The sequence below is a fragment of the Peribacillus sp. NPDC101480 genome (assembly GCF_050277335.1).
Taxonomy (GTDB): Bacteria; Bacillota; Bacilli; order Bacillales; family DSM-1321; genus Peribacillus.
In genome coordinates, this window is record NZ_JBNNSB010000002.1 from 593,426 (window position 1) to 617,123 (window position 23,698).

21 protein-coding genes and 1 pseudogene are annotated in these 23,698 nt (G+C 37.2%); 7 read left to right on the top strand and 15 right to left on the bottom strand.

The window, feature by feature from the left end:
- Positions 1–33 precede the first annotated feature (33 nt).
- Positions 34–1,485 carry a PTS system trehalose-specific EIIBC component gene (treP, locus tag ACQKMF_RS10380; protein ID WP_101221630.1) on the bottom strand — a complete coding sequence of 484 codons (1,452 nt, stop codon included), beginning with the start codon at positions 1,483–1,485 and terminating at the stop codon, positions 34–36.
- 316 nt (positions 1,486–1,801) lie between these two features.
- Here treP and ACQKMF_RS10385 point away from each other — a divergent pair, with 316 nt between their 5' ends.
- Together ACQKMF_RS10385 and ACQKMF_RS10390 are read left to right on the top strand one after the other, a co-directional pair.
- Positions 1,802–2,383 carry a CGNR zinc finger domain-containing protein gene (locus tag ACQKMF_RS10385; protein ID WP_402942091.1) on the top strand — a complete coding sequence of 194 codons (582 nt, stop codon included), beginning with the start codon at positions 1,802–1,804 and terminating at the stop codon, positions 2,381–2,383.
- 388 nt (positions 2,384–2,771) lie between these two features.
- The gene (locus tag ACQKMF_RS10390) at positions 2,772–3,326 is read left to right on the top strand and encodes an HPP family protein (RefSeq protein ID WP_063234631.1); all 555 of its coding nucleotides are present in this window, start codon (positions 2,772–2,774) and stop codon (positions 3,324–3,326) included.
- Positions 3,327–3,482: 156 nt separating this feature from the next.
- Here the strand turns inward: ACQKMF_RS10390 and ACQKMF_RS10395 are convergent, their stop codons facing one another.
- Positions 3,483–4,592, bottom strand: coding sequence for a hypothetical protein (locus ACQKMF_RS10395; protein WP_402942089.1), 1,110 nt, complete (start codon positions 4,590–4,592; stop codon positions 3,483–3,485).
- 99 nt (positions 4,593–4,691) lie between these two features.
- Here ACQKMF_RS10395 and ACQKMF_RS10400 point away from each other — a divergent pair.
- Positions 4,692–4,789, top strand: a pseudogene (locus tag ACQKMF_RS10400) (IS6 family transposase); the annotation flags it as partial.
- Between the two features lie 341 nt (positions 4,790–5,130).
- On the opposite strand, the gene ACQKMF_RS10405 reads toward ACQKMF_RS10400, so the two are convergent.
- The 10 genes from ACQKMF_RS10405 to ACQKMF_RS10450 all read right to left on the bottom strand — a co-directional run bounded on the left by ACQKMF_RS10405 (position 5,131) and on the right by ACQKMF_RS10450 (position 15,690).
- Positions 5,131–5,925, bottom strand: coding sequence for an XdhC family protein (locus tag ACQKMF_RS10405; protein ID WP_427572935.1), 795 nt, complete (start codon positions 5,923–5,925; stop codon positions 5,131–5,133).
- Positions 5,926–5,951: 26 nt separating this feature from the next.
- Positions 5,952–6,818, bottom strand: coding sequence for an FAD binding domain-containing protein (locus ACQKMF_RS10410; RefSeq protein WP_427572937.1), 867 nt, complete (start codon positions 6,816–6,818; stop codon positions 5,952–5,954).
- The gene (locus tag ACQKMF_RS10415; RefSeq protein ID WP_034312987.1) at positions 6,815–7,279 is read right to left on the bottom strand and encodes a (2Fe-2S)-binding protein; all 465 of its coding nucleotides are present in this window, start codon (positions 7,277–7,279) and stop codon (positions 6,815–6,817) included. Before ACQKMF_RS10415 ends, ACQKMF_RS10410 begins: the two co-directional genes overlap by 4 nt.
- A complete protein-coding gene (locus ACQKMF_RS10420) occupies positions 7,276–9,435 on the bottom strand; it encodes a xanthine dehydrogenase family protein molybdopterin-binding subunit (protein ID WP_101221627.1) in 2,160 nt (719 codons plus the stop codon). The genes ACQKMF_RS10415 and ACQKMF_RS10420 overlap by 4 nt, the downstream gene beginning before the upstream one ends.
- Before the next feature lie 135 nt (positions 9,436–9,570).
- Complete coding sequence (locus tag ACQKMF_RS10425; RefSeq protein ID WP_427572939.1) at positions 9,571–10,170, bottom strand: nucleotidyltransferase family protein; 600 nt, start codon at positions 10,168–10,170, stop codon at positions 9,571–9,573.
- Positions 10,171–11,098: 928 nt separating this feature from the next.
- On the bottom strand, positions 11,099–11,458 hold the full coding sequence (locus ACQKMF_RS10430) for a helix-turn-helix domain-containing protein (protein ID WP_427572941.1): 360 nt from the start codon (positions 11,456–11,458) through the stop codon (positions 11,099–11,101).
- A gap of 478 nt (positions 11,459–11,936) precedes the next feature.
- Positions 11,937–12,470, bottom strand: a complete 534-nt coding sequence (locus ACQKMF_RS10435; protein ID WP_427572943.1) for a hypothetical protein — start codon at positions 12,468–12,470, stop codon at positions 11,937–11,939.
- A gap of 617 nt (positions 12,471–13,087) precedes the next feature.
- Entirely contained in the window at positions 13,088–13,765 is a 678-nt protein-coding gene (locus ACQKMF_RS10440; protein WP_427572945.1) for a GNAT family N-acetyltransferase, read from the bottom strand.
- A 623-nt stretch (positions 13,766–14,388) separates the two neighbouring features.
- Positions 14,389–15,183: a hypothetical protein gene (locus tag ACQKMF_RS10445; protein WP_427572947.1), complete on the bottom strand. Its 795-nt coding sequence runs from the start codon at positions 15,181–15,183 to the stop codon at positions 14,389–14,391.
- An 84-nt stretch (positions 15,184–15,267) separates the two neighbouring features.
- Complete coding sequence (locus ACQKMF_RS10450) at positions 15,268–15,690, bottom strand: hypothetical protein (protein WP_427572949.1); 423 nt, start codon at positions 15,688–15,690, stop codon at positions 15,268–15,270.
- Positions 15,691–15,955: 265 nt separating this feature from the next.
- On the opposite strand from ACQKMF_RS10450, the gene ACQKMF_RS10455 reads away from it, so the two are divergent.
- Positions 15,956–16,846 carry a recombinase family protein gene (locus ACQKMF_RS10455; protein WP_427573188.1) on the top strand — a complete coding sequence of 297 codons (891 nt, stop codon included), beginning with the start codon at positions 15,956–15,958 and terminating at the stop codon, positions 16,844–16,846.
- A gap of 587 nt (positions 16,847–17,433) precedes the next feature.
- Positions 17,434–18,456 (top strand): cell division protein FtsZ, encoded by a 1,023-nt coding sequence (ftsZ, locus tag ACQKMF_RS10460; RefSeq protein ID WP_427572951.1) that lies wholly within the window; start codon positions 17,434–17,436, stop codon positions 18,454–18,456.
- Positions 18,457–18,972: 516 nt separating this feature from the next.
- Here ftsZ and ACQKMF_RS10465 read toward each other — a convergent pair.
- Positions 18,973–19,875 (bottom strand): aldo/keto reductase, encoded by a 903-nt coding sequence (locus tag ACQKMF_RS10465; RefSeq protein ID WP_427572953.1) that lies wholly within the window; start codon positions 19,873–19,875, stop codon positions 18,973–18,975.
- Between the two features lie 757 nt (positions 19,876–20,632).
- Between ACQKMF_RS10465 and ACQKMF_RS10470 the strand changes: the two genes are divergently transcribed.
- Positions 20,633–20,905, top strand: a complete 273-nt coding sequence (locus tag ACQKMF_RS10470) for a ribbon-helix-helix domain-containing protein (protein WP_427572955.1) — start codon at positions 20,633–20,635, stop codon at positions 20,903–20,905.
- Positions 20,906–21,126: 221 nt separating this feature from the next.
- On the opposite strand, the gene ACQKMF_RS10475 is transcribed toward ACQKMF_RS10470, so the two are convergent.
- Positions 21,127–21,552: a VOC family protein gene (locus ACQKMF_RS10475; protein ID WP_427572957.1), complete on the bottom strand. Its 426-nt coding sequence runs from the start codon at positions 21,550–21,552 to the stop codon at positions 21,127–21,129.
- Positions 21,553–21,755: 203 nt separating this feature from the next.
- Here ACQKMF_RS10475 and ACQKMF_RS10480 point away from each other — a divergent pair, with 203 nt between their 5' ends.
- A complete protein-coding gene (locus tag ACQKMF_RS10480; protein WP_402942069.1) occupies positions 21,756–22,103 on the top strand; it encodes a potassium channel family protein in 348 nt (115 codons plus the stop codon).
- Positions 22,104–22,784: 681 nt separating this feature from the next.
- Here ACQKMF_RS10480 and ACQKMF_RS10485 read toward each other — a convergent pair.
- The gene (locus ACQKMF_RS10485) at positions 22,785–23,372 is read right to left on the bottom strand and encodes a cupin domain-containing protein (RefSeq protein WP_264896952.1); all 588 of its coding nucleotides are present in this window, start codon (positions 23,370–23,372) and stop codon (positions 22,785–22,787) included.
- Positions 23,373–23,698: the final 326 nt, after the last annotated feature.

The following is a 23,698-nucleotide window of genomic DNA, read 5'->3' on the forward strand; positions in this document are numbered from 1 at the left end:
AAAAAAGAGGGAGAATGCTCTCCCTCCGCGTTATTAAGCATTTAATTTCGTTGTTTTCGTTCTTGTTTTCAAGTTCATATTAGGACGCTTGGAGAATGCTATGGTCAAAATGAATGGCACAACGAATGCAACCAGCATCGCGAGTGCAAACATTCCCATATGCTGCGGCTGGATGGATAGGATACCTGGAATCCCTCCAACACCGATTGAGTTTGCCATTACTCCAGACCCCACTGAAACGATGCCTGCAAAAAGTGAACCGATCATACCCGCTAAGAACGGAAAGCCGTATTTCAAGTTAATTCCGAACATGGCTGGCTCGGTTACACCGAGATAACATGAAATCGTGGCAGGTATGGAAACCTGTCTTTCCTCCTGGTCTTTTCTGTTGATGTAAATCATTGCTAGCACTGCCGTACCTTGTGCAATATTGGATAATGCGATCATTGGCCATAGGTTCGTACCGCCAAGTTCACTCATAAGCTGAAGATCGATTGCGTTGGTCATATGATGCAGGCCTGTGATGACAAGCGGTGCATAGGCAAAGCCGAAAACGGCAGCAAACAGCCAGCCAACTGATGAAGTCAATCCGGAATATACAACCGTAGAAATGACAGAACCGATTTTCCAGCCTATTGGCCCCAGAATGGTATGGGCAATGATTACAGTTGGAAGTAAAGCGAAAAATGGAACGACGATCATGGAAATGGAATTGTGCACTTTATCTCTCAAGAACCGTTCTAAATACGCCAAGACGAACCCTGCAAGTATCGCTGGGATGACTTGTGCCTGGTAGCCGATCATATCGACTTGGGCAAAACCGAAATCCCAAAAAGGTATGTCACTTGCCTTTGTGTTTGCCACTGCATATGCATTAAGAAGCTGTGGGGAAACCAGGGTCAAACCAAGGACGATGCCGAGAATTTGAGTCGTGCCCATTTTCTTCGAGATCGACCATGTAATCCCAACAGGAAGAAAATGAAAAATGGCTTCACCTATCAGCCAAAGGAAGGCGTGTACCCCTGCCCAAAATTGTGAAATATCCACAAGGGTCTTTGTGCTGTCATCGAACATTTTTATATCCCCAATAATATTGCGGAAACCCAGAATGAGTCCGCCAACGACTATGGCAGGAATTAGCGGGGTGAAAATATCCGCAAGATGTGCAATCATACGCTGCAGCCAGCTCATATTCTGTTTTGCTGCATTTTTCACATCTTCTTTTGACGCTTCCTGAAGTCCAGCTATGGAAACGAATTCATTATAAAACGATGATACTTCGTTCCCGATTATGACCTGGAACTGGCCAGCTTGTGTAAACGTTCCTTTCACAAGCTTAATCGATTCGATATTCGTTACATCCGCCTTGGCGGGATCTTTCAACGCAAAACGCATTCTTGTCGCACAATGCGTAACCGTCGCAATATTTTCTTTCCCTCCGACATGTTGGAGCAAATCCGTTGCTGGTTCTGTGTATTTACCCATTTCACTACTTCCTTTCCCTAGAAAGCAAAATATAGTTGTTTTTATAACCTGTACGTATAGGTTCTGTATACGCTTTCATATTATCCTGTACGTACAGGCTTTGTCAATAACTTTTTTCCTCACTTTAAAAGGATTGATTATCATGTACTTTCAATTGCAATTCTGTTATTGCTAATATGGATGTTTGATAACATCCATATTAACCCGTAATTTAAGACGAGTAGCTGAAAAATTCAGAAATAAGGTATAATGAAGATATAACCCCTCAATTAATATTTTAATGGTTAGAATTTAGCAAGGAATGGGAGATGAACTTATGTCTGAAACTAATAAATTTCCACTTATATCAGGTAATATTTCTCTGGATTTAGTGAATACGGAACTGGTCAGTCGTGGCCAACGGCAAGACTTATTACTATCAGAACGTGATGTGCTGGACTGGCTTACTGTAATAAAAGGGAATAACTCATATTTGGATAATCAATTATCATCAAAAATTAAAGAGAGAATTCAACGAGTATTTGCAGGCATTCTAGAAATGCGTACTATTTTAAGAAAACAATTTGAATTAATAGCAGATGGGAATCCGATTCCTGATGAGTTTATCGCCTATTTAGAAAAAAAAATCGAAAAATCGCCTTTCACATATAAATTAAGTGATCAAAAACTGGTTCCCATACCTGTTGGAGAAGCGGAAGATATCCTGCAATCCTATATTGCCTTTGACTCATTAACTTTAATTGAAAAAAATAAGCTATCATCATTAAAGCGATGCTCGAATGATGATTGCGTCCTGTTATTTATCGATGAAAGCGGAAGACGCAAATGGTGTTCAATGAAAATATGCGGGAATAGGAAAAAGGTAGCCCGATTTCAACACCGGAAATCTGATGATTAATGAAGATCTACCTTATTAAATAAGTTTGTCAGAATGTAAACAAATTTGAAGTAAGCTGGTTGCCTGCATTTTTTTCATTACAAAATGGTTCCAGTTGATTTAAGAAATCCGCTCCCTTTCCGCCGACTGTCTGCCAAGCCTCCCCAAAGCGAGCGACTGTGGGGTCTTGGCTAGCCAGTCATTCGGCAGGAGTGTCGTAAATTTCTTCAAATCCATTTAGGATTTCATAAAACCGTAAAATGATTCGGGATGAAACTATTCTGAACCTCCTCTTATTGACACATTGAGTTGGCTTTTTTTTTGGATTTTTAAACTAACCATTAAATTAATTTTGACAGGTTAGTTTATTTCATGTAAAGTCTAATTATATAAAAAAGGAGGGTTCACTTTGGACCGTATTTCAGCCGCGAGGCATAAAGAAAAACGCTATTTTCATATTCATTATTTATCGAAGATGAAGGGAAAAGGAAGAAGCCCTTTACAAATAAATGTAAAGGACGCAATAACGGGGTTGATTGGGGGATTTTTAACTATATTCGCCTTAATTCTCTTAACAAAAATAACATCAGCAGTGTGGTTAATGGCTCCATTTGGTGCCAGCTGTGTGCTGGCGTTCGGTCTGTGGAACGCACCATTATCACAACCGCGTAATATTATAGGCGGTCATTTTGTTTCAACATTCGTAGGTTTAGCTTCCTATCATTTTTTTGGCGATGAACCTTGGGCAATCGGCTTGGCTGTCGGATTAGCAATTGCGGTAATGATGCTAACAAAAACGACGCACCCACCTGCTGGGGCAGACCCACTTGTAGTCATGCTTGGCCAGTATAGCTGGAGTTATTTATTTACGCCTGTTTTAACTGGTGCTGTGATAATCGTTTTACTGGCGTTGTTAATTAATAATTTGCGCAGCAATCGGAGCTATCCAACTTTTTGGATTTGATTGCTTTTTAATGTGTTATGAGAGAAAGAATGAAAAGTAACTACGTTTCACTATCAGGAAATAATTAAAAACGAGGAACTCTCAGGTTCCTCGTTTTTGTCAGCTATAAGTGCTGGTATTGTTATTAAGATCTCCCACACTTTTCAATAACCTTTATCATCCATCATTTAGTTTCACTTGCGTTTCTGCAACTTCCACACCATTTACAAGAAGTGATATTCGATGGATTCCCATGTAATGTCGCCGTGTCGTCAGGTCTTTCCAATTGTGAATCCTCACTCTTTCAACTTCTTCACCATCTGAGAAATTCCTATCTGCCAGTAGGAATATTTTGCGAGACGTTTTCTGATTCGCTTTTACAAAATCGATGGCGTACTCAATACGAAGCTTCGCTATATTCTTCACATGCACTTGTAACCCGAAATGAAGTTCACTGGTTTCCCCGATAAAAATAGAGTCTGGTTCATTTCTAATAAATGCGTTTGTAATGATACTCGGATTATTTAATACATCCATGTATCCAAATAATGAAAGGACCTCAGGATCTGCTTGGCGAACTAGGGTCCTGCATCCCCGTCGGACAATCCAAATCGTGTTAGGTTCTCCGCTTTCATGCCAACGCTTGGCAGTTTCTATGACGACATTCGGATTATCTCTGGCAATATCATTCAAGTTATTGGCCACACTTTTGCGAACATATAGGGACGGGTCGTTTTTCAGGTTCTCAAGTAATCCCAAAACTGGTGCCGGATCGGATTTGAACATCGGTAAAGCTTGCCCCCAAGGTAACCTGGGTCTGCATCCCTCACTAGCCAGCCTGCGGACATGCTCATCATCATGATTGGTCCATTCCTTCATCTTCTCGATCATTAAAACGGGATCAAGCAAGATAAAAGCACGGATTGCAAACTCAGAGGATGACCTTGCTGTAAAACGCTCCAACGCATCTAGCGATAACGGCCAATCTTTCTTATTCAATCCATGCACCTCTACAAAATCCGGGAAAAATAAATATCTAAACCCTTCACAATCCTTATCAAGCCGATACAAAATATCCAAAGCCTCTTGATAATCACTTGGAAGATGCTTTCCAAGAGTAATGGAAATGTGCCTTATTCGTTCTTTTAACTTCCTCTCGTCCCAATGCTCATCAATCACTTCCCCTATAAACGATTCAGTAGAGAAGGACGGATGGACACCCTTTACTTTTTCACCGAATTCACGAATGAACGTTTCATTATATAAATCCTTTAAAGGCTCAGCCATTTAATTCACTTCTTTTCTTCAGGGTAAATTTTCTTTTTCGATACTTGCACTACCTATCAGCTATCATTTCAAACTATGTTATGCACTCTCATCCATAGAGCGATACATATCATTAAAAAAGGACAGCTTACTTTACAGAACAAGTCTGTCCAAAATCAAGTGAAGTTCATTCATCACTATTTGGAATGGCTGCATAATAGTTGATTCTATAGGAATCTATATACCTTTTTCCAATGGATGTAATCTTTGCACCAGAACCCGTTTCCCATAAGTCCATCTAATATCCCCATACAAAATCCCTCCAGGAGTTTTCCTTTGTGTATAGTATGATAGTAGTAGCATATAAAGTAAAATATTCCTACCATATTAATGAATTAATCAAAACGACAAAAAGCCCACTCTGAAGAGCAAGGGCCTGCTTCTAGCTTTTATCTAAAGAAAAAGGGTCAGTCCCCACTGAGTTAATACTTTAACACAGTGGGGACTGACCTAATTGTCTATTAGAAATTTTGATTTTAGCTTTATCTGACCTTTCTACTTATCTATTTAATTGTTTCACTTTTACAGGCTTTTTTTCCTTGCTTAATTTGATGATTTGACCGATAATACTGATGGCAATTTCTTCTGATGTTTCCGAGTCAATTTCCAATCCGATTGGAGAATGGACCTGCTCCAACTGTTCTTGCGTGACCCCTTCACTTTTTAACTTTTCAAATATGCTTATGACCTTGCGTTTACTGGCTACCATCCCAACATATGCAATCGGAAATTGCAGTGCCGTTTTTAATACAATATCATCACAATCTTTTGTAACAATTACCACATATGATTTTTCATTTAGGTTGGCTGCGAGCAAAGCCTTTCCAATATCCTCGTTCACAAAAAGGTTTGTCGCATTCGGAAAGCGTTCCTTTGTACAATAACCAACGCGATCATCGACAATGCAATAAGGATATTCAAGGAAATCAGCGAGCTTTGCCAACGCATGGCCTAAATGACCGGCCCCAGCCAGAATGAGTTCAGGCCTGCTCGTATAGACTTCAATAAAGACCCGTAACGTGCCGCCACAATTCATCTGAATTCCGTCTTTTGCATGTTTATTCAATTTATATTCAACGATTTTCGATTGGCCATCTTGGATCGCCTTTACACAATCTTCGATCACATAGTGTTCAGCCAAGCCCCCTCCGACAGTCCCTTCAATGGTACCATCCCGGTAGACAATCATTTTTCCAACATGCCTGGGAGTCGAGCCCTTTGATTCAATAATCATGGCTAAAGCAAAGGTTTCGTTTTGACGCGTCAGCATGGCCACTTTTTCCATTAGCTGCATGAAAAGCTCCCCCCTATCTTTAAACATTAATTCGGTTGATATTGCTTCATGCTAAGAAAATAACGTAAAAGATGTAACGCGACGGTTTTTCTGTATGCCGCAGTGGAGCGTTGATCGTCGATTGGTCTAATGATCTTATCGAAGGCTGCCACAATTTCAGCAATGTCTGCATCGGCTAATGGTATCGTTTTTCCAACCAGCTTCCTCTCAATATCAATGGAACGAACCATCGTAGGTCCGACCGCCCCGAAGGCAAATCGAATGTCATCGATTCGATCTTTGCTTATCCGGACGAAACCCGCAAACGATACTTTGGCAATGGCATCTGCGTTGCGGTTGCCGACTTTCTCGAAAACGACATGTGAATCTCCTAATACGAACGGCAGAATAATCTCCGTTACTATTTCATTGTGAAAGCGTTGAACCTGTCGTGGACCTTGAATAAAATCGCTAATCGCAACCATGCGATCACCATTTACGGAGCGCAACAGAAGCTTTGCATTGTATACATATAATAAAGGAAGCATGTCACCGGCTGGAGAGGCGTTGCAAATATTACCGCCTAATGTTCCCCGGTTTCTAATTGCCGGGGCAGCAATTGTTTTAATTGCATTCTTTAAAGCAAAAGGAATCAACGGATTTTCAAGTAATTCACTATAGGTACAGCAGGCCCCGATGTGGAGATCCTTGTGATGTTGATACACCTGCTTTAATTCGGAAAGATGATTAATAAAAACAATCGGTTTAGGGATTTTTGGAGGTACTCCTCTTCTACTTTTGTGAAGAACCATAACATCGGTGCCCCCGGCTATGATTGCACAATCTTCTCTATTCAATTGGCTCAAAGTTTCGTCTAAACGCTCGAAGCGATACGCTGTTATTTTCTCTATCATAAGCCATCACCTTTTTTAGCTGCTAGGTTAATCGCCTCAACAATCATATTGTAGCCCGTACATCGGCACAGATTTCCGGAGATGCCCTCACGAATTTCAGCCTCTGAAGGATGAGGATTTTCAGATAACAAAGCTGCACTTGCCATAATCATTCCCGGTATGCAATAGCCGCATTGCACTCCCCCGGCTATGGAATAGCTTTCATCTAAAATTTTAAATTGTTCCGTTTCAATGATGCCTTCGATCGTTTGAATATCGGCACCAGCAATCGAGCCAATTGGAATAAGGCAGCTGTTTTGCAGGAGGTTATTCACAAAAACACTGCAGGCTCCGCACTCCCCTTCACCACAGCCTTCCTTTGTTCCGATTAACTCAAACTCATCTCTTAATAAATCTAGTAATCTTGCTGTAGCAGGGGCGTCAGTTTCTACCGTTCTTCCATTTAGTGTGAATTTAATCAACCCTCTTCACCTTCTTTCATCCAAAGACTTTCAATAATGACTTCCGGTGTAATCGGAATTTGCTGAAAAGAAGTGTGCAGGGCATCCTCAATCGCAGCTTGGACTGCTGGAGCGCCTCCGATTAAAGTCAATTCACCTGCACCCTTCGCCCCGTATGGACCATCAGCATAGGGGTTATCAAAGACCTTGCTTTCAATTGAAACAATATCCAATGAAGTCGGCGGTCCATAATCCGATATGCTTTTTTGTTGGATTCTACCTTGTTTTGACGTCATCTTTTCTAGATAACCGTATGCTAGCCCTTGAGCCAAACCACCGTCAATTTGGCCTTTCATAATCCGTTCATCGATGACCTTCCCAACTTCATAATTGCCGTATACTTTTTCTAACTTTAAATTACCTGTTAACGTATCAACTTCTACTTCAACGATATTAACGCCCCATGAATAAGCCGGGTAGGCATCTCCAGTGAAGGTTTTCTCGTCCCAAGGAATCATTTCACGGTGAACATAGTGCTCAACCACTTCCTGTTCCACCCCTGTTTGCCACTGATTCTTAAGTTTTTTTGCGGCCCGCTCAAGCAATTTTCCGACAATCATCGTCGTCCTGGAAGCTACGGTCGGACCCGAGTCGGGAACCTCTTTTGTGTCGGGATAAGGGTACAAAATATCTTCGAACGGGAGATTAAGTTCTTTGGCGACAATTTTACACAACGTCGTCAAAATACCTTGTCCCATATCAGAGTTTGAGATTTTTAGTGATACCTGGTCGTCCTTTGATTTAACCAGTTTCACCTTTGCTTTAATATGATCTCTTTCGCCACTGCCAGTAAATCCACAGCCGTGGAGGAACAGCGAAGTTCCTATGCCTTTTTTATAGCGCTGATTTTGTTGATTTAAGCGCTGAAAGTCTTCTTTTTTCTTGTTGTATTCTGACACGTTGAGTACGTCCTCAATCATATCTTCCACTAATATCGGGTCGCGGAATTTACCTTTGGTGATGGTGGGGTCTCCTTGTTTGACGAGGTATTTTCGTTTATATTCAAGCGGGTCGATTTTTGCCAGTTTACTAAGATGTCCAATATGACTTTCGATTCCGGCAAAGCTTTGAGGAGCACCAAAGCCTCTGAAGGCGCCGTTCGGAACGGTATTGGTTTTTAAGACATAGCCTTTTGCATGAAAATGCGGAATTTTATAAACACCGGCACTGTTTAATAATGCGCGCTGCAGCACGACAGAGCTCAATCCAACATTTGCCCCTCCATCGAGAAAGATGTCAACACACATGCTCAAAATATTTCCTTCCTTATCAAGGGCCGTCCGATATTTGAGTTTGGCCGGATGCCTTTTCGTCGTTACCAGCATATCCTCAGAACGGTCGAACACGAGCATTACCGATTTTTTTACTGCTCTTGCGGCAACGGCTACGTGACAAGCCATCATAGAAGGATAATCTTCTTTGCCACCAAAACCTCCGCCGGTAGGACTTTGAACAACCCTGACTTCATCGTCACCACAGGCTAATGCGCTTAGCAATGCATTTTTTATATAATAAAGACATTGCATCGATCCCTGGACGACAATTTCATCATCCTTATAAACGGCGAGCATTCCTTGCGGCTCAAGATAGACATGCTCCTGATAACCCGTATCATATTCTTCTTCGATGATTTGATGGGCTCCCTGCTCGATAGCTGAAATGTTTTCTAAGCTTTCCCCAAATTCATAGCTTGCCAAAACTAAGGATACTGATTTTTGCTTGATTGCTTCGTCCAATGTATAGATAGCCTGATGTTCTTCAAATTCAACCTTCACTTCATTTAACAAACTGTACAGGATATCCAGGTCTTTGCCCGTGAGCATGAGAATTGGCTCACCAATATAATTGACCCACTCATTGGCAAAAATGGGCTGATCTTCTTTGATAATTTTGACATAATTCGGTCCGGGGATATGCTCTGCTCCAACAGCTTCATACCCTTCTGGAAGGTTAGGTAATTGAATGGATATGATTTTTCCATAAGCAATTGGCGATCGATACAAAACACCATAAACCATATTTTCCACTTTTACGTCACTAATATAGGGCAACTGGCCCGATACTTTACCTTTATGGTCCTTTTTGGGCACTGAGGTGCTTATGTCTTTGAGATTCATTGCAACAACACCCTTCGACTCATTTTTTTAATGGGACATATTCTGAATAGAAACCTCTTCCAATGATTTTATCAATGAGAATGATCTTTTATGATTCATTTCTATTCAAGATTTTCGTAGTTTTTATTTTTATTTTTACTTCGAGAAATTTAAAGCATTATCATAATCAATGGCTTTTTGGTAATCCTCCGGTGTATCAACATCCATTAATACTCCCGCATCATCTACATTCATGTATTGCTTTTCGTAACCGCCCAGGACCACACGCAAATTACTTTCTGGATTGGTTTCGAGAATTTTCTGTTTCACTTCGCTTGATAATTTAATGGGATGGCCGCCTTTAAAGTCAAAGCTGGGAATAACCACGTTTCCTTTGTGTTTTGCTAGTAGCTGAACAGTCTCTTTTTTTACAAGCGGACAATCGCCGGGTGTTATAAAGAAGGTTGGGTCATTTACTTCGTTGCAGCCCTTTTGAATGGAATGAAACATTCCCTGGTTAAAGTTTTCATTATAAACAAACTTGATCTGAAATGAATAAGCATTTTCACTGATAATTTTGACAATTTCCTCTTGGATGATTTCCGCTTGAAATCCAGCTACGACGATGACCTTGTTGCATAATCCTTCAAATTTAGAGATCGTTTGCTCCAACACGCTCATTTGCCCCATCGGCAAAGTCATTTTAAATGCATTCGCTCGGCTGGAATATCCAGCAGCCAGGACGATTGCTTCCATATTCGTCACCTTCTACCTATCATTTTTCTTTAATCTCACAATAAAATCACAAGCGGAGGAAGGATTTGCTGTATGGACTATTAAGAGAACATTGATTGTTTATGTTTTGAATTTTAATTAAAGAATCTGATACTGTTTTTTCTTTATATGCGTAAAAGCCTCATTATATTACTTACGGTACGCTTCACCGTAGTTATTTAAGAGGCAAAAAACAGACAGGATAAATATTTTCCTGTCTGTTTTAGTTTATTCAAAATAAGAATCAGAATCATTTCACCCCTAAATTTTCACAACATTAAAATTATTTTAGGTGTAAACTATGTTCCCACATACTATATGTATCGACTGTAATTGACAACACACAAGATGTTGGTGGGTTTATCAACATCACTATGGAATTTGTTTGACTTGAATTTTAAATACCACAGGTAGCCAATGTATATTTTTATAATGATACTTTGGGTTCTTAGCAACTCGCTTAAAAATTTTTGTATCTCTCATCATATAGGCCACATATTTGTTTTTACAGGTACAATCTTATGTCTAAGATTAATTCCTCTATAGCTTTTAAATAATCTTTCAGACATTCCTTTCCATAAAAAGATGCTGGGATTTCCAGACATATTAAATATTACCTCCCCTTTATAGGGTATTCCAACTTCCTCAAGATAAGATTCGATATCCGAAAGCTTGCAGCACTCGGAAAATCTCCGACGCACTTCAAAATCCTTTCCTTAATAATTTCTTTCATTAATTTTTCACTCCAAACATATTTTATTATTCTTATTACAAGAATGGATATTAGTACTTTTTTAAAAATTTTGAAGAGTTTTTTAACCTTATAATATAACCGAACTTTAAATAGAAAATAAAAAAACCGACTGCACCCACCACTGTTTAACGGTTTAGCTGAAATATTTTTGGAAGATTAATTATTCTTATTTCTAGGACCTATTAGCATTCTTTCAAGGATACATTTGAATAATTTTATATCGTCTTCAGATAACGGAATACCATTGTAATGAAAATCATTTGGCTCTTTGAGTAATACTGCTAAATTTCTGGTCATTTCTTTATTTATAGGGTCCTCTGTATTTCCCAGTAGAAAATCTGTAGACACTCCCATAATTTCTGCAATCTCTTTTAATCTAGATATTGGTGGTTTCTTCTCACCTGACTCATATGCAGCTATTGCAGACTTTCCTACTCCCAACTTTTCACCAAGAGCTTGCATAGTATAGTCATTCGTTAACCTTAATTCTTTTAGTCTTGTTGCAAATATATCCATATTAAAACGGTCCCCCTCTCAAGTAGTCAATATTCCTTTTGCCTGTATACAACCTTAATTAAACATTAACAAAATACCTAGCAGCAATCATTTTCTACATTTCCAAACGATTACATTATCAGGAAACCTTGTTTCAATTGTCTCCTAAAGTAACGATTACCTTAATTAATGAACCAACACTCCCATAGAAAAAGCAGAAACTATTTACAGTTTCTGCTTTTTCTTTATACAAATTTTTTAAAAGCTATATAAACCCGCAGTGGTTATGAAGACTACTTTTTAATTAGAGTAATATCCGTTATACTCTTCTTTTAAAATAAATTCTTTCTTCTAAAATATTAATTGATTCAATAACAGTAGGTCATTATTTTATTTTATCTTGCATTACTCGCCTGGAAGAAGTTAGTCCACTAACATTGTATACATAATTATATTTATCTCGAAAAACTCCTCACTACTTTTGGATATCAAAGGTCAATTATTTTTTTCCTTCAATTAATACCTCGGCTTTATCGTTAGTATCTCTAAAGAGTTCGTTCGTATTTTCGGCTTCTTTAGAAAAAATTTCATAATCGTTCACACCGCCATCTACTAAATAATACGCTGGATTGGTAGCAAGAATGGCAGACTTATCGTATGCTTCAAACATTTCTACCAAACTCTCATACACTTTTTCATAGCCTGATGGAGTATCTTTTAGTTCATTGATGGTTTTTTCCATTTTTTTATGTCGGTCCAAGCTTACTTTGATATCCCCTTTTTCAACGTACTGATTATATTTACCTATTACGCCAATTCTTCCATTGTTAAATGCTAAACGGCTGTTAAGATCATTGTACCAAACATCTAGATAGTCTTGAACGATGTCAAAATTATCATTTGCGTATTCTTCCATATTACTCTGGGCTTTATCTAACTTTTTAACATACTCCCTGTTGGCGTTGCCACTGGTGCTAGTACTACAAGCAGAGATAAGAAATAAGAAAAGCGTCATAAAAACTAATTTTTTCACCACTATTCCTCCCTTAATAATTTGCGAAGGTCATTCTAGCAATAACTCAACTATTATATAAAATATCCACTTATTGTAATTATTTCTAGTTATATTCTAACACTTAGGGATCAACTACAGATATAATCTGTATAAAAAATATGCTAAGAAAGAATGAAGTCAGTATCATTAACAGGAAACTTTTGAACTTTGCTTAAACGTCTTTCGATGGTTATCTTTTTACACGTCACATTTTTCAATTCATTGCTAGACGCTTGAAGCTTTTTCTGTGTTTTTTCTAAGATATCACCAAATTATCCAATTCAGTTTTTCACTTTACTCAGTGTTTCCTTTGTTTCTGTATACCCAGATTTACTGATCTTTAACAATAAAAACCTAATCACACCAGCGATTAGGCTGTTTTTTACTTATTTTAAAACAATTTCAAAATGTGTGGAGTGTATTTGACAACACAAAAGATGTTGGTGGGTTTATCAACATTCTTAAGGTTTTTTTCTCTCAGTTAACACACTTGTTAAACTAACGCAACCGATACTTTAAGAACAGTAGTTTCAAACCAAATAACTATATTTAAAATCAAAATAGCCTCTTGTAATGATAACAAATAAATTAATGTGTTAATTAATTCTACTATTATCTTCAACAAATTCTTTCACTTTTGATTTTTCTTTATCACTTTCTAACATCACTTTAATATACTCTTGTTGAAAGGATTCTCCTAAAGATTTCTGAAGCTTCCTTATCTCGTCAAGACAAGGTTTACTGGAACCTACCACATCAGTATCAATAGCTGCCTTAAAATCACCCTTTCCACCATATGTGCCATAAGTCATCGCAACTTGAGTTTCAAATGTTCCATCAACCCTAAAATCAAATTTTTGATAGAAATTAACTTTATCAATAAAGCAACTTAGTGTTATACATTTAGTTTTAACCTTAAGTAAATCCATCATTTTAGTAAAGATCCCTAGATTGCGATATTTTTCAGATACAACGGTACTACATATAGATGCATCGTCAAAACAGGTAGAATCTCTATTGAATAATATATAGCCAATAATCTTTCCAGAATCCTCAGCAACTATTAAGTATGTTTTCTCAGGCTCAGCTGTTTTCAATTTGTCTAGATACATTTCTGTTCTAGTTATTTCAAGGACCCTTACATATTCATAAAAAGGTGAATTTCTTTGAATAACAAATGCACTAACATCTTCAAAATTATTGCTTACAAGTTCAAGAATTTCCTTCTTTTGCTCAACCGAAATCCCACCAATTATTTCTCTAATTGTGGTCATACTATTCCCCCCCTAATAATCATTTGGTTTTATTATTTGGTAAAAATTAACTATATCATAAAACGAGCTTTTCTGTGCCAATTTTCTTAATTTATTGTACTAAACTCCTCTCTACTTGATTAAGGGAAGAGCTTTAGTCTTATTTAAGTAAACCGCCGTTATCTTTTAAGTGATTGTATGTAAACTTTACGAAATGTTGTTCGTTCTTTGTGGTGGTGAAGCCCAGAATTCACCCTTCACTTTAGGGGTAGAATTGGCATTAATTGAAAACTCCTTTTTTGCGTTTGGAGCCGCCATTATTTTGTAGTACCAGCAAGTGTATCAAATGCACTTCTGAGTCGCCCAGGTCTCGCTTTACCAACCGTTTCACCACGAAACGTGCCACAACCCACCTTGCATATTGCAACGAGCACGGGATGGTTGAATACTAATAACTAAATGGAAGAAGTATTTATTTAAATCTGATTGTTAATAATAAGGGAAGATAAATTTAAATCATCAAAAAAACGACCTTTGCTTGTTTAAATTAGGGTGAGGGTCATTGGTAAACACCAATGGATTTTCTAAAGTTCAATAGAATTATATTCCTCTTCTGTTCTAGCTATATAAATACCTATCAATTCTTAAATATTCTCTATTTTGTTATCTCGCATATCAGCAAAATTTTCTAACGCTTCCCTTGTTAAGACATCATCTGGGATAAATTGTGGTCGCTCATAATAAAATATTACTGGTTGGTTTCTCCCTGAAACTTTTACAAAAAAACAAACACGACACATAATATCAAAATTAATCTTCCCTTTTTGTGGATTTGAAATATTATAAAAATCATTTGGGGAAACATTATTATATTGCCGTAGATATTCTTGAATCAGCATTTCAAAACCTGGCTGAAGAAGTCTAGGAATATTAAGCCTCGTTACAATTGGATAGGTATTGCTTGTAAACTTAATTTCTCCATTTTCTATAAAATATTGTGTTATGTTAGTATCTTCAAAACAGGCAATATCCAATTTATTTTTTGCATATGGATTATGAAAAATAAAAAGTCCATCTGTCAATAATTCTGGAACTTCTTTATTTACGACCTGTAATTTGTACGGAATATCATTATCTTCATAATCCCTTCTAAGATTGTATACTATATTTGTAGAACTTTTTCCTGATGATAGTGCCAGAGAAGTTAATTTCCCTAAAGTTGTAGTACAAGAATAAATAATTGCTGAAATATTACTATATTTATCAGAATTAAATATTCCAATAGGAATTTTTGCTCCTGTTTCAGGCTTAACAACTGTATCCCTTTTTATGTAATGGTTTTCTTCTGGTACATAATACAATCCGTAAAGCAATGCCATCATAGGATAAATATATTCTCGTCCATAATTTACCTGATCATAAGAACTCATAGCCACCACAAATGGAACATCCTCTTCAATCCACTCACATTTAGAATATTCTTGAAAATACTTATTTATTTTATATGTTATGGTATTGGAATGCTAAATTATAGCTTCATCTAACACTTCAGCAAAATCCGGTTGTTGACTTGGAGGAATGAACATTTCCATTAAATCATTTAAATCTCTATCTTTTTCTTCTCTTCCACCCTGCTTAATATTTGAAACTACAGCCTCAACATATATTTTGTATGGAGATGTGATAATAAAATCCGGCCTATTGTAAGACTGTTCAAGTTTAAACGCCATTTCATTAAAACAGGCGTTTAAATAAAATTCCCAAAAACTTGAATGAAATGTTTCTTGAAATTCTCTTACTATTTTTTTATCTCTATCCACAAATCCTGCCGTCCAGCCAAGTAAAATATCTCGCTCGTCATTCATAGTAATACTCTCTATTAACAATTTAAATTTTGGATGCAATTGCTCTTCGCTAACACCCTTTACTATCTGAAATAATTCCAAATCCATTTACCACCTTTCTAAGATAGAGTTATTTTCCTCTGATTAATAAAAGAATCCCACCATCTTGTATATTTTCACCAGTATGAAGTGATTCACAAAAAAAATCGAAACCTATATAAAGGTTGCGGCTCTTTTCCTAATTAAAATCTATTGCTCAAGCCCGGACAATTTTAAAAGATTGTATCCAATTCGTCTATTATATTTTCACAAATATAAATTTTTAACTTAAAATCTCTATTAATCTGAGGATAATTTTTCAGAAAAAATTCCTACTCCTTCACAAATTGCAAATAAGACTAACGCATCACCTTTGTGGCACGCTACAACGATTAAAAACATTTTAAACAATCAACATTACTGTGGTGATCTTGTTCAGAACAGAACTGAAACAGTTTCAGTAACAACTACTAAACGAAGAACTCTAGATGTAGACCAAACTACAATCCAAGAAGATACACACGATGCTATCATCTCAAGAGAAACATTTCAGGCAGTGAAAAAAATGCTTCAAACTAGAACACGTACAACTACCGCTCCAAAAAGGCATCTGTTTACGAACGTTTTATTCAGTGAAAATTGCCAAAAAGGAATGTGGTACAAGGCAAATCAAAAAGGGTATAGATGCGGAGGAAATATTAAGTACGGTGATACGTTCTGTCTAAATAGAGTTGTTATCAGAGAACAAGAACTAAAACAAATTATCCTAGAGGATTTGCAGCAACTATTCCAATCCATTCAAGATGATGAGTTTATACAGAGTCTACATAAAAGATTGGATCAAAAGAAGGTTTCGATTACAAAGGAACTAACAAAAATCGAAAATAAAGCAAATAAATTACGTTCTAGAAAGAAAGATTACCTTGATATGTACGCTGACCAAATTATATCTCGAGAAGAACTGGTTGAATATAGAAAGCAGATAGATCAGGAATTAACTGAACTTGAAACAGCCAAGATTGAGTATCAAGAAAAACTTGAAGAGTGTGAAAGTGAGAACTATGCAATTGATTTAGGCAAGAAGCTTAAAGACGTTTCATTACTAGATAATTTAACTCCTCAAGTCTTGCACTCGTTAGTGAATAAAATAACCTGTAGTATTGAAGGTAATCTACGTATTCATTACAACTTCGTAAATCCTTTCGAAGAACAAAAATAGGCAACAACCACAAGGGTTAGTTGCCTTCTTTTAAAATGAGTTGCGAGATACATTCGGCGTGTGTAGAGTGCAGACGGTAGGAAATATACAAAATAAAGATGAGATGTAGTGGTGCATCTTTGCTTATCTATTTTCTTGTTGATGAATTAAAGGTATACAGCACGGTAATTTAACTCAGTTAGTTTCAACTTTTAAAACTCCTAAAGATATCATTATCTTTAACCTTATTAGGTTACACACTGTAAATAATTCTAATCTGATGGTCGTCGCCATCTTCATGAATACGTATTTGTTTATAATAATGTATATATATTGATTTAAAAGTGGAATTACCTTAGAATTAAAACAAAGATTACCTTTTTAGGATATCGAACCCAACCACCTTTAACAAAGAATGGAAGGGTTCAATGAAAGGCATTGTCGTTAGAAGTCTCCTTTACGGGACTGCTAACGACAATGCCTTTTTCTTTAACTAAATCTAAATATAAGAAAGACAAAACATTTCTAATAAAAGAATGAGTGTTGTTTCCGCTATTTATTTGAATAATTTGAAATAAGGTAATTTCAATGACTAGGAGGTCTTATAAATGGAGTTTGTTACAAGTGTAAACTCATCAGTCAACATTAAAGTAATTGGTATTGGCGGCGGAGGAAATAACGCCGTTAACCGTATGATCGAACATGGAGTTAAAGGTGTAGAATTTATAGCTGTTAATACAGATGCACAAGCTCTTAATATATCAAAAGCAGAGATCAAGATACAAATCGGTGCAACATTGACAAAAGGTTTAGGATCAGGGGCAAATCCAGAGGTAGGTAAACAAGCAGTTAAAGAAAGCAAAGAGCAGATCCAAGAAGCATTAAAAGGTACAGACATGGTACTCATTACAGCCGGAATGGGCGGCGGTATAGGAACGGGTGCTGCCCCTGCCATTGCTCAAATTGCCCGTGAGCTTGACATACTAACCATTGGCGTTGTAACACTTCCGTTTGCGTTTGAGGGCAATAAGCGTGCAACACAAGCAGCAGGAGGAATCTCCTTAATGAAGAAAGCAGTGGACACATTAATTGTTATTCCAAACGATCGCTTATTGGAGATTTTACATAAAGCTACACCAATGCTTGAAGCATTTCTTGAAGCGGATAATGTTATTCGCCAAAGTATCCAAGGTATATCGGATTTAATTGCTGTACCAGGTTTAATCAACATAGATTTTGCAGACGTGAAAACAATCATGTCCAATAAAGGGTCTGCCTTAATAGGCATTGGCAGAGCAACAGGTAAACATCGCGCTGCGGAAGCTGCAAAGAAAGCCATTTCCAGTCCGTTACTTAACACTTCCATCGACGGAGCCCAAGGTGTGCTAATGAAACTCACAGGCGCCAATATAAGTCTATATGAAGTACAAGAGGCAGCAAATATTGTTACTTCCGAGGCAGACTCAGAGTTAAATATGATTTTCGGTTCTGTTATTAATGAAAACTTAAAAGATGAAATTATAGTAATTATCATTGCTACTGGCTTGAATGATCAGGAGGTTCCATCATTGAAAATGCCTGCGCGCCCTTCAATAACAGAAATGGAAAAACGGCTTTCACACGAGTTTTGATGCAAAATACGATCATTATAATTCACCCAGACCACAGTTAGTGAAAGTCAAATAGAAGGTATGGGGCAAGAATTATCTGAAAGTCCAGAAGATGGGACATAAATAGTTTCTATTAAGCTCCTTTTAACCTTTTCATATCCATAAAAAAGGTATGGAACCTGAAAACAGTAATAGATCGGTTTGTTTTCCCGCATTTTCTATTAATAGACTACTTTCTTCCACATATCATATTGAACGGAAATGAATTGTTTGGGAAACATGGGAAAGTGGATTGATATGGATTCCAACAAAATATTTTGAGCCTCTTACCCCGATTTTCATGTTGTTTCACCTCGAAAATCAAATAGTATTTTTATTATATGGCAAAATCTTATTAGCACTTAAAAAAATTCACCAAAAATCATGCTTTGAAAAGTGAAAGTCCATCTCGTCATTGTTTGAAATTTAATAATGGGGACCTCTTTACGGAGGTCCCCATTAATGAAGGCAAGGATTCTTGTTCAACGGTACAATTCATTACGGAATATCATGTCCCATCGAGCTTGTTAAAATGTTAAACCATTGTTCTTTTTCCATGCTTAGGTTTAGTGAATCAATGGCGCTGTCCAATCGTTCTTTCTTACCTGATCCAACGATCGGAATGATTTTTGCAGGATGTCTCAACAGCCATGCATACATCACTTCATCTATTCCATTGGCCCCGATTTCTTCTTTTACGATTTCTAACGTTTTTCTTAAGCGGACAGCCTTTTCATTCGACTCCTCAAAAATGCTTCCTCCTGCAAGCGGTGACCATGCCATCGGCGCCACGCCCATTTCCTGACATAAGTTCATGGTTCCGTCTTCGAAGTTTTCAAGATTATATGCAGAAAGCTCCAGCTGATTCGTCACAAGCGGATATTCTAGATAAGATTGAAGCATATCCCATTGCGGTTTTTTGAAGTTCGATACTCCAAAGTTACGGACCTTTCCTGATTCCTTTAATTGATTAAACGCCTCAGCCGTTTCCGCAGGGTCCATCAGGGGATCAGGACGATGGATAAGTAATAAATCAATATAATCCGTTTTAAGATTCATAAGAGATTGATCAACAGACCTTATGATATGGGTTTTACTAGTGTCATAATGGTGACTTTTATGGGAAGGACGGTTTTTTGATTGAAGAACTATGCCACATTTCGTAACGATCTCCATTTTATCGCGTAAAGATGGCTTTAATGAAAGTGCGTTCCCAAAAATCTCCTCACACGTATAACTGCCATATATATCGGCGTGATCATATGTAGTGACGCCACGATCCATTCCGTGTTCAATAAGAGATAGGATTTCCTCGGTAGAAAATCTCCAATCCGCTAATCTCCACATACCGTGTACAATTCGTGAAAGACTAAGCTCATCAGTTAGATTGACTCTTTGCATGTTTTTCTCCCCTTTGATCTTGCTAATTAATTGTTTGTTTTCTATCATGATTATCCTACGTTAATTTGTGTCAGTATCATTCGCTGCTGCCTTGAACATTAGTATAATTTAATTTTTCGGAGAATCCTAATTTTGAGTGACCCTATGGCATATTTCTTTTGTTAATGTTCATGAACCTTAACAAAAGAAATCTTGTCGGATAGAAATCGTGGAATTGCACGAGAAAACACAAAAGAACTAACGAAGTGATTCATGCTGATAGAGGGTTTAAGAGGTTGCTGCGGCAGCCTTTTTCTTATGGACCTAACGTGTGAAATGGCGCTAAATCTTTTGTTAAAAATATTGCTCCTCAATTTGAATACAATAAATTATTCGTGATTTTTTTGCTGACCCTAATAATCAAGGGAAAAGTCGTGAATAAGCGATTGAAGCCTGGAACAAAATCAAGAAACTCCCAGGAAGCAATAAATATATGTCTCATATTAAGTCTTCTTTTAACCACAACTAAACATTTCTATTGAGATTTGATTTAAATTTCGACGTTCATAAAATGCTATTTGTTTCCTTATTTCAAGCCAACAGAACCAGTTGAGGTAGTTATCCAAATATTAAAACAACGACTTACTAATGCGTTCAGAAATTTATCTTCCCAAAAATGCTTCTTTCGATTAAGCACAAGCCCATGCCTACTTACATTTCCCTACACTATATTTGTTTAACATCAATTAAAGGTATATGATAGATTAAAAGTCTGAAGGTGGAACGACCTCTCAATTCTGAAACGAAAAAACCTATAAACATTACCCTCAATCCGCACTTGACTAATAGACTCGCTAATTTGGCTGAAGAAAGAGGTATCCCCATCGAAAGACTGATGGATAAAGCGGTAGACTTACTGCTTGAATACATGGAAGACAATGAGACCGTTAATCAGGTGAAATACAGTAATAACGAAGCGATTGAAAAGAATAAAGAAATGATTGCAAAAAGTAGAGAATTCATCAATAAAAAACAAGCACTTAACCCCTAGGTAAAGTGCTTGTTTCATACTGTAGGCAAACTCGATGAAAATCAATTTTGCCTACAGTTTTTTTATGATTTTTACAATTTAAACGTTGATTCACTCCAGGTACTCGCTCTCCGCGGGCGGTCCGCCCGGCTTACGCCTGCGGGGATCTCCTTAAACTTGAGGTATGAGGGTGCTTTCTAAACATGATTCTATTCACCGAGAACAACATGAATGGATCACATTCATGATTCTATGATATCCCACTGCGGATTCCAAACGACTTCCCAAAGGTGTCCATCAGGGTCTTGAAAGTGTGCAGAGTATCCTCCCCAGAAAGTGTCATGTGCCGGATCGGTTATGATCGCGCCAGCTTTTTTTGCTTTTTCCAACACAATATTCACTTCCTCTTTACTGCCTACATTGTGACCAAGGGTAAATTCAGTAGGACTTGTCGGAGACAAAGGAACCTTGGCCTCATGCGCTATATCCCTGCGACTCCATATGGCAAGTTTTAGGCCTTCTTGCAGGTCGAAAAAGGCAACGGCTCCATGCTCAAATTCTTTGCCCACTATCCCTTCTGTTTGAAATCCCAGGCCATCCCGATAGAATTCCAGCGATTTTTCCAAATCATCCACACCTAATGTAATGACAGTAATACGTGGCTTCATGATTGTCCCCCTTCTTACTTAGTTTCTCCTTCTATTGTTTACCAACGCTTCTAGTTCAAACCAGATCAAAATAAACAGGTTTTTTTGTCAATCTAAACTGAATTCCTGTATAGTAGAATGATTAACTGATCAAGCTCGAATATCAGGATTTACTCATTCACTTTACTTAAAATGTAATGAACCGAAAGGAAATTCGATTACCAATGATTTCATTTATCCTCACCTTGAAACGTTTTCTAAAAGCGCTCTGGTCCGCTTTTAAATTGAAGAACTTCCAGGTTCTTTTCGTATTGGTCCTCGTTATGTTATTTTCCGGCACGATTTTCTATGTTAAGCAGGAAGGTCTATCTGTGATTGAATCCCTTTACTTCTGCATCGTTACTCTTAGCACGGTTGGGCATCCCAGTTTTGAACCGCAGACAACATTAGGAAAAGTGTTTACAATGATTTATATTGTAGGCGGCACCGGATTATTTATCGGCTTAATAGGATACCTGGCATACGCAATCATAAAGAAACCGGAAAACGAGAGCAACAGCAGCAAAATCTGAATGCATAGGAATGCTTAAAATACTTGGCATTCCTTTTTTATCGTAATACAATCACCCTTCACTACAACAAGTGCAGGTTCTCTGCCGAATAACAGTTGTTTACGTAGGGGCACAAATCCCCCTTTATATTGGGGACCGTCGAACTTTCATTAACATAGGATGTTAGTGAGACGGCATTCGAGGTGAGCAATATATATTTTATTAAAAATAATAATTTTTTTCATAAATAAAGTACTAAGCAACAATCAAAAAGAATTCAATAATAATTTTCCAAGAGACTATATTGATGCTGAAGATTAAAAATGGCGGGTAGCTCAAATATCATGCGGTGCCCGTAAATTTTAAAAATTCTTGAGCTGTTGACCTACATTATCTTTATGGAATCAAAAAAAATGTCCCTACTCAAAGCAAGTAGGGGCTTTTCAATGTTTCGCAGTCAAAAATAGGTGTAGGGTATCCACGTTATTCTTTTGTATTGATCATAAAAACCAAAAAAGACCCTCTATAAGAGTGGGCTTTGAAAGATGGAGATACCTTGTGGAGATAATACCGTAGTTTTATTATCTCCATTCGATTTCTAATTGTTCACCTTACAAAATAAAAAGGGTCAACCAATCTGTCAAAACCCTATCTGTATACTTTTGCTCTATATATACATTTTCTTGCTGAAGCATATACGATCTATTGCCATAATCGTTGCACTTCTTCTGCAGTCACTGCATCTGCTTTGGTAACATGAACAGTACCAAATGGATGATTAGGAGGAGCATATATCGAGTAAAGCTTTAGAGGAATATTACCTGTATTGGCTACATTATGCCATGTGCCAGCAGGTATCATTATTGCATAATCATCATAGACGTTTCTTACAAAGTTTAAATTATCCTTTCTATTGCCCATTTGAACAACCCCTTGACCTTGTTCAATACGTAAAAATTGGTCAACGTTTGGGTGAATTTCTAAACCAATATCTTCACCAACTTTAAGACTCATCAATGTAACTTGCAAATGTTTTCCTGTCCATAAGGCGGTACGGTAGGTAGTGTTTTGTTTCGTACCCTCATTGATATTCAATACAAATGGCTTTGGTCCATAATCTTTTACCTCAATATTATTTCTTCCATTTGATGATTGTAAATAGCCCAAATGGTTAACATTATTTACACTCCAATAATCAGGATTTCTTAAATGGTTATACATTGGTTCATTAACATAATAAGAATTTTGATATTGATAGGGATGGGGATGGATATAAGGAGCATAGTACATTTTTCTCAACCCTTCACAGTTTATAAAATTATCATATGCACTTGTTAAGTGAATGTACTTGAAATATAAAAAGCCCCTATTCATAAAAGTAAGGGGCTTAGATTTTGCAGGAACAAGTCAGTAATAGTGGCTTTGCCAGCATTCTTATCAACAGAAAAATTTCTGGCCTTCTGGAACTTATATTAAGCTGACTCTGTACTCTTTCCACATTTAGTACACACCTTTTTCAACAGTAACGATGGCTGCCTTAATCTTAGCTCCCCATTGCCATTTAATGATCAAATTTTCATTTGATCTCCAATCAGGATGAGTCCCTCCTTCATAAC

Bases quoted from the DNA above. Each gene is read 5' to 3' on its own strand.
- ACQKMF_RS10485 (WP_264896952.1), bottom strand. From the start codon at position 23,372: ATGTACTATGCTCCTTATATCCATCCCCATCCCTATCAATATCAAAAT.
- ACQKMF_RS10430 (WP_427572941.1), bottom strand. From the start codon at position 11,458: ATGGATATATTTGCAACAAGACTAAAAGAATTAAGGTTAACGAATGAC.
- ACQKMF_RS10480 (WP_402942069.1), top strand. From the start codon at position 21,756: ATGATTTCATTTATCCTCACCTTGAAACGTTTTCTAAAAGCGCTCTGG.
- treP (WP_101221630.1), bottom strand. From the start codon at position 1,485: ATGGGTAAATACACAGAACCAGCAACGGATTTGCTCCAACATGTCGGA.
- ACQKMF_RS10385 (WP_402942091.1), top strand. From the start codon at position 1,802: ATGTCTGAAACTAATAAATTTCCACTTATATCAGGTAATATTTCTCTG.
- ACQKMF_RS10425 (WP_427572939.1), bottom strand. From the start codon at position 10,170: ATGGAAGCAATCGTCCTGGCTGCTGGATATTCCAGCCGAGCGAATGCA.
- ftsZ (WP_427572951.1), top strand. From the start codon at position 17,434: ATGGAGTTTGTTACAAGTGTAAACTCATCAGTCAACATTAAAGTAATT.
- ACQKMF_RS10475 (WP_427572957.1), bottom strand. From the start codon at position 21,552: ATGAAGCCACGTATTACTGTCATTACATTAGGTGTGGATGATTTGGAA.
- ACQKMF_RS10410 (WP_427572937.1), bottom strand. From the start codon at position 6,818: ATGATAGAGAAAATAACAGCGTATCGCTTCGAGCGTTTAGACGAAACT.
- ACQKMF_RS10420 (WP_101221627.1), bottom strand. From the start codon at position 9,435: ATGAATCTCAAAGACATAAGCACCTCAGTGCCCAAAAAGGACCATAAA.
- ACQKMF_RS10395 (WP_402942089.1), bottom strand. From the start codon at position 4,592: ATGGCTGAGCCTTTAAAGGATTTATATAATGAAACGTTCATTCGTGAA.
- ACQKMF_RS10440 (WP_427572945.1), bottom strand. From the start codon at position 13,765: ATGACCACAATTAGAGAAATAATTGGTGGGATTTCGGTTGAGCAAAAG.
- ACQKMF_RS10465 (WP_427572953.1), bottom strand. From the start codon at position 19,875: ATGCAAAGAGTCAATCTAACTGATGAGCTTAGTCTTTCACGAATTGTA.
- ACQKMF_RS10405 (WP_427572935.1), bottom strand. From the start codon at position 5,925: ATGCAGCTAATGGAAAAAGTGGCCATGCTGACGCGTCAAAACGAAACC.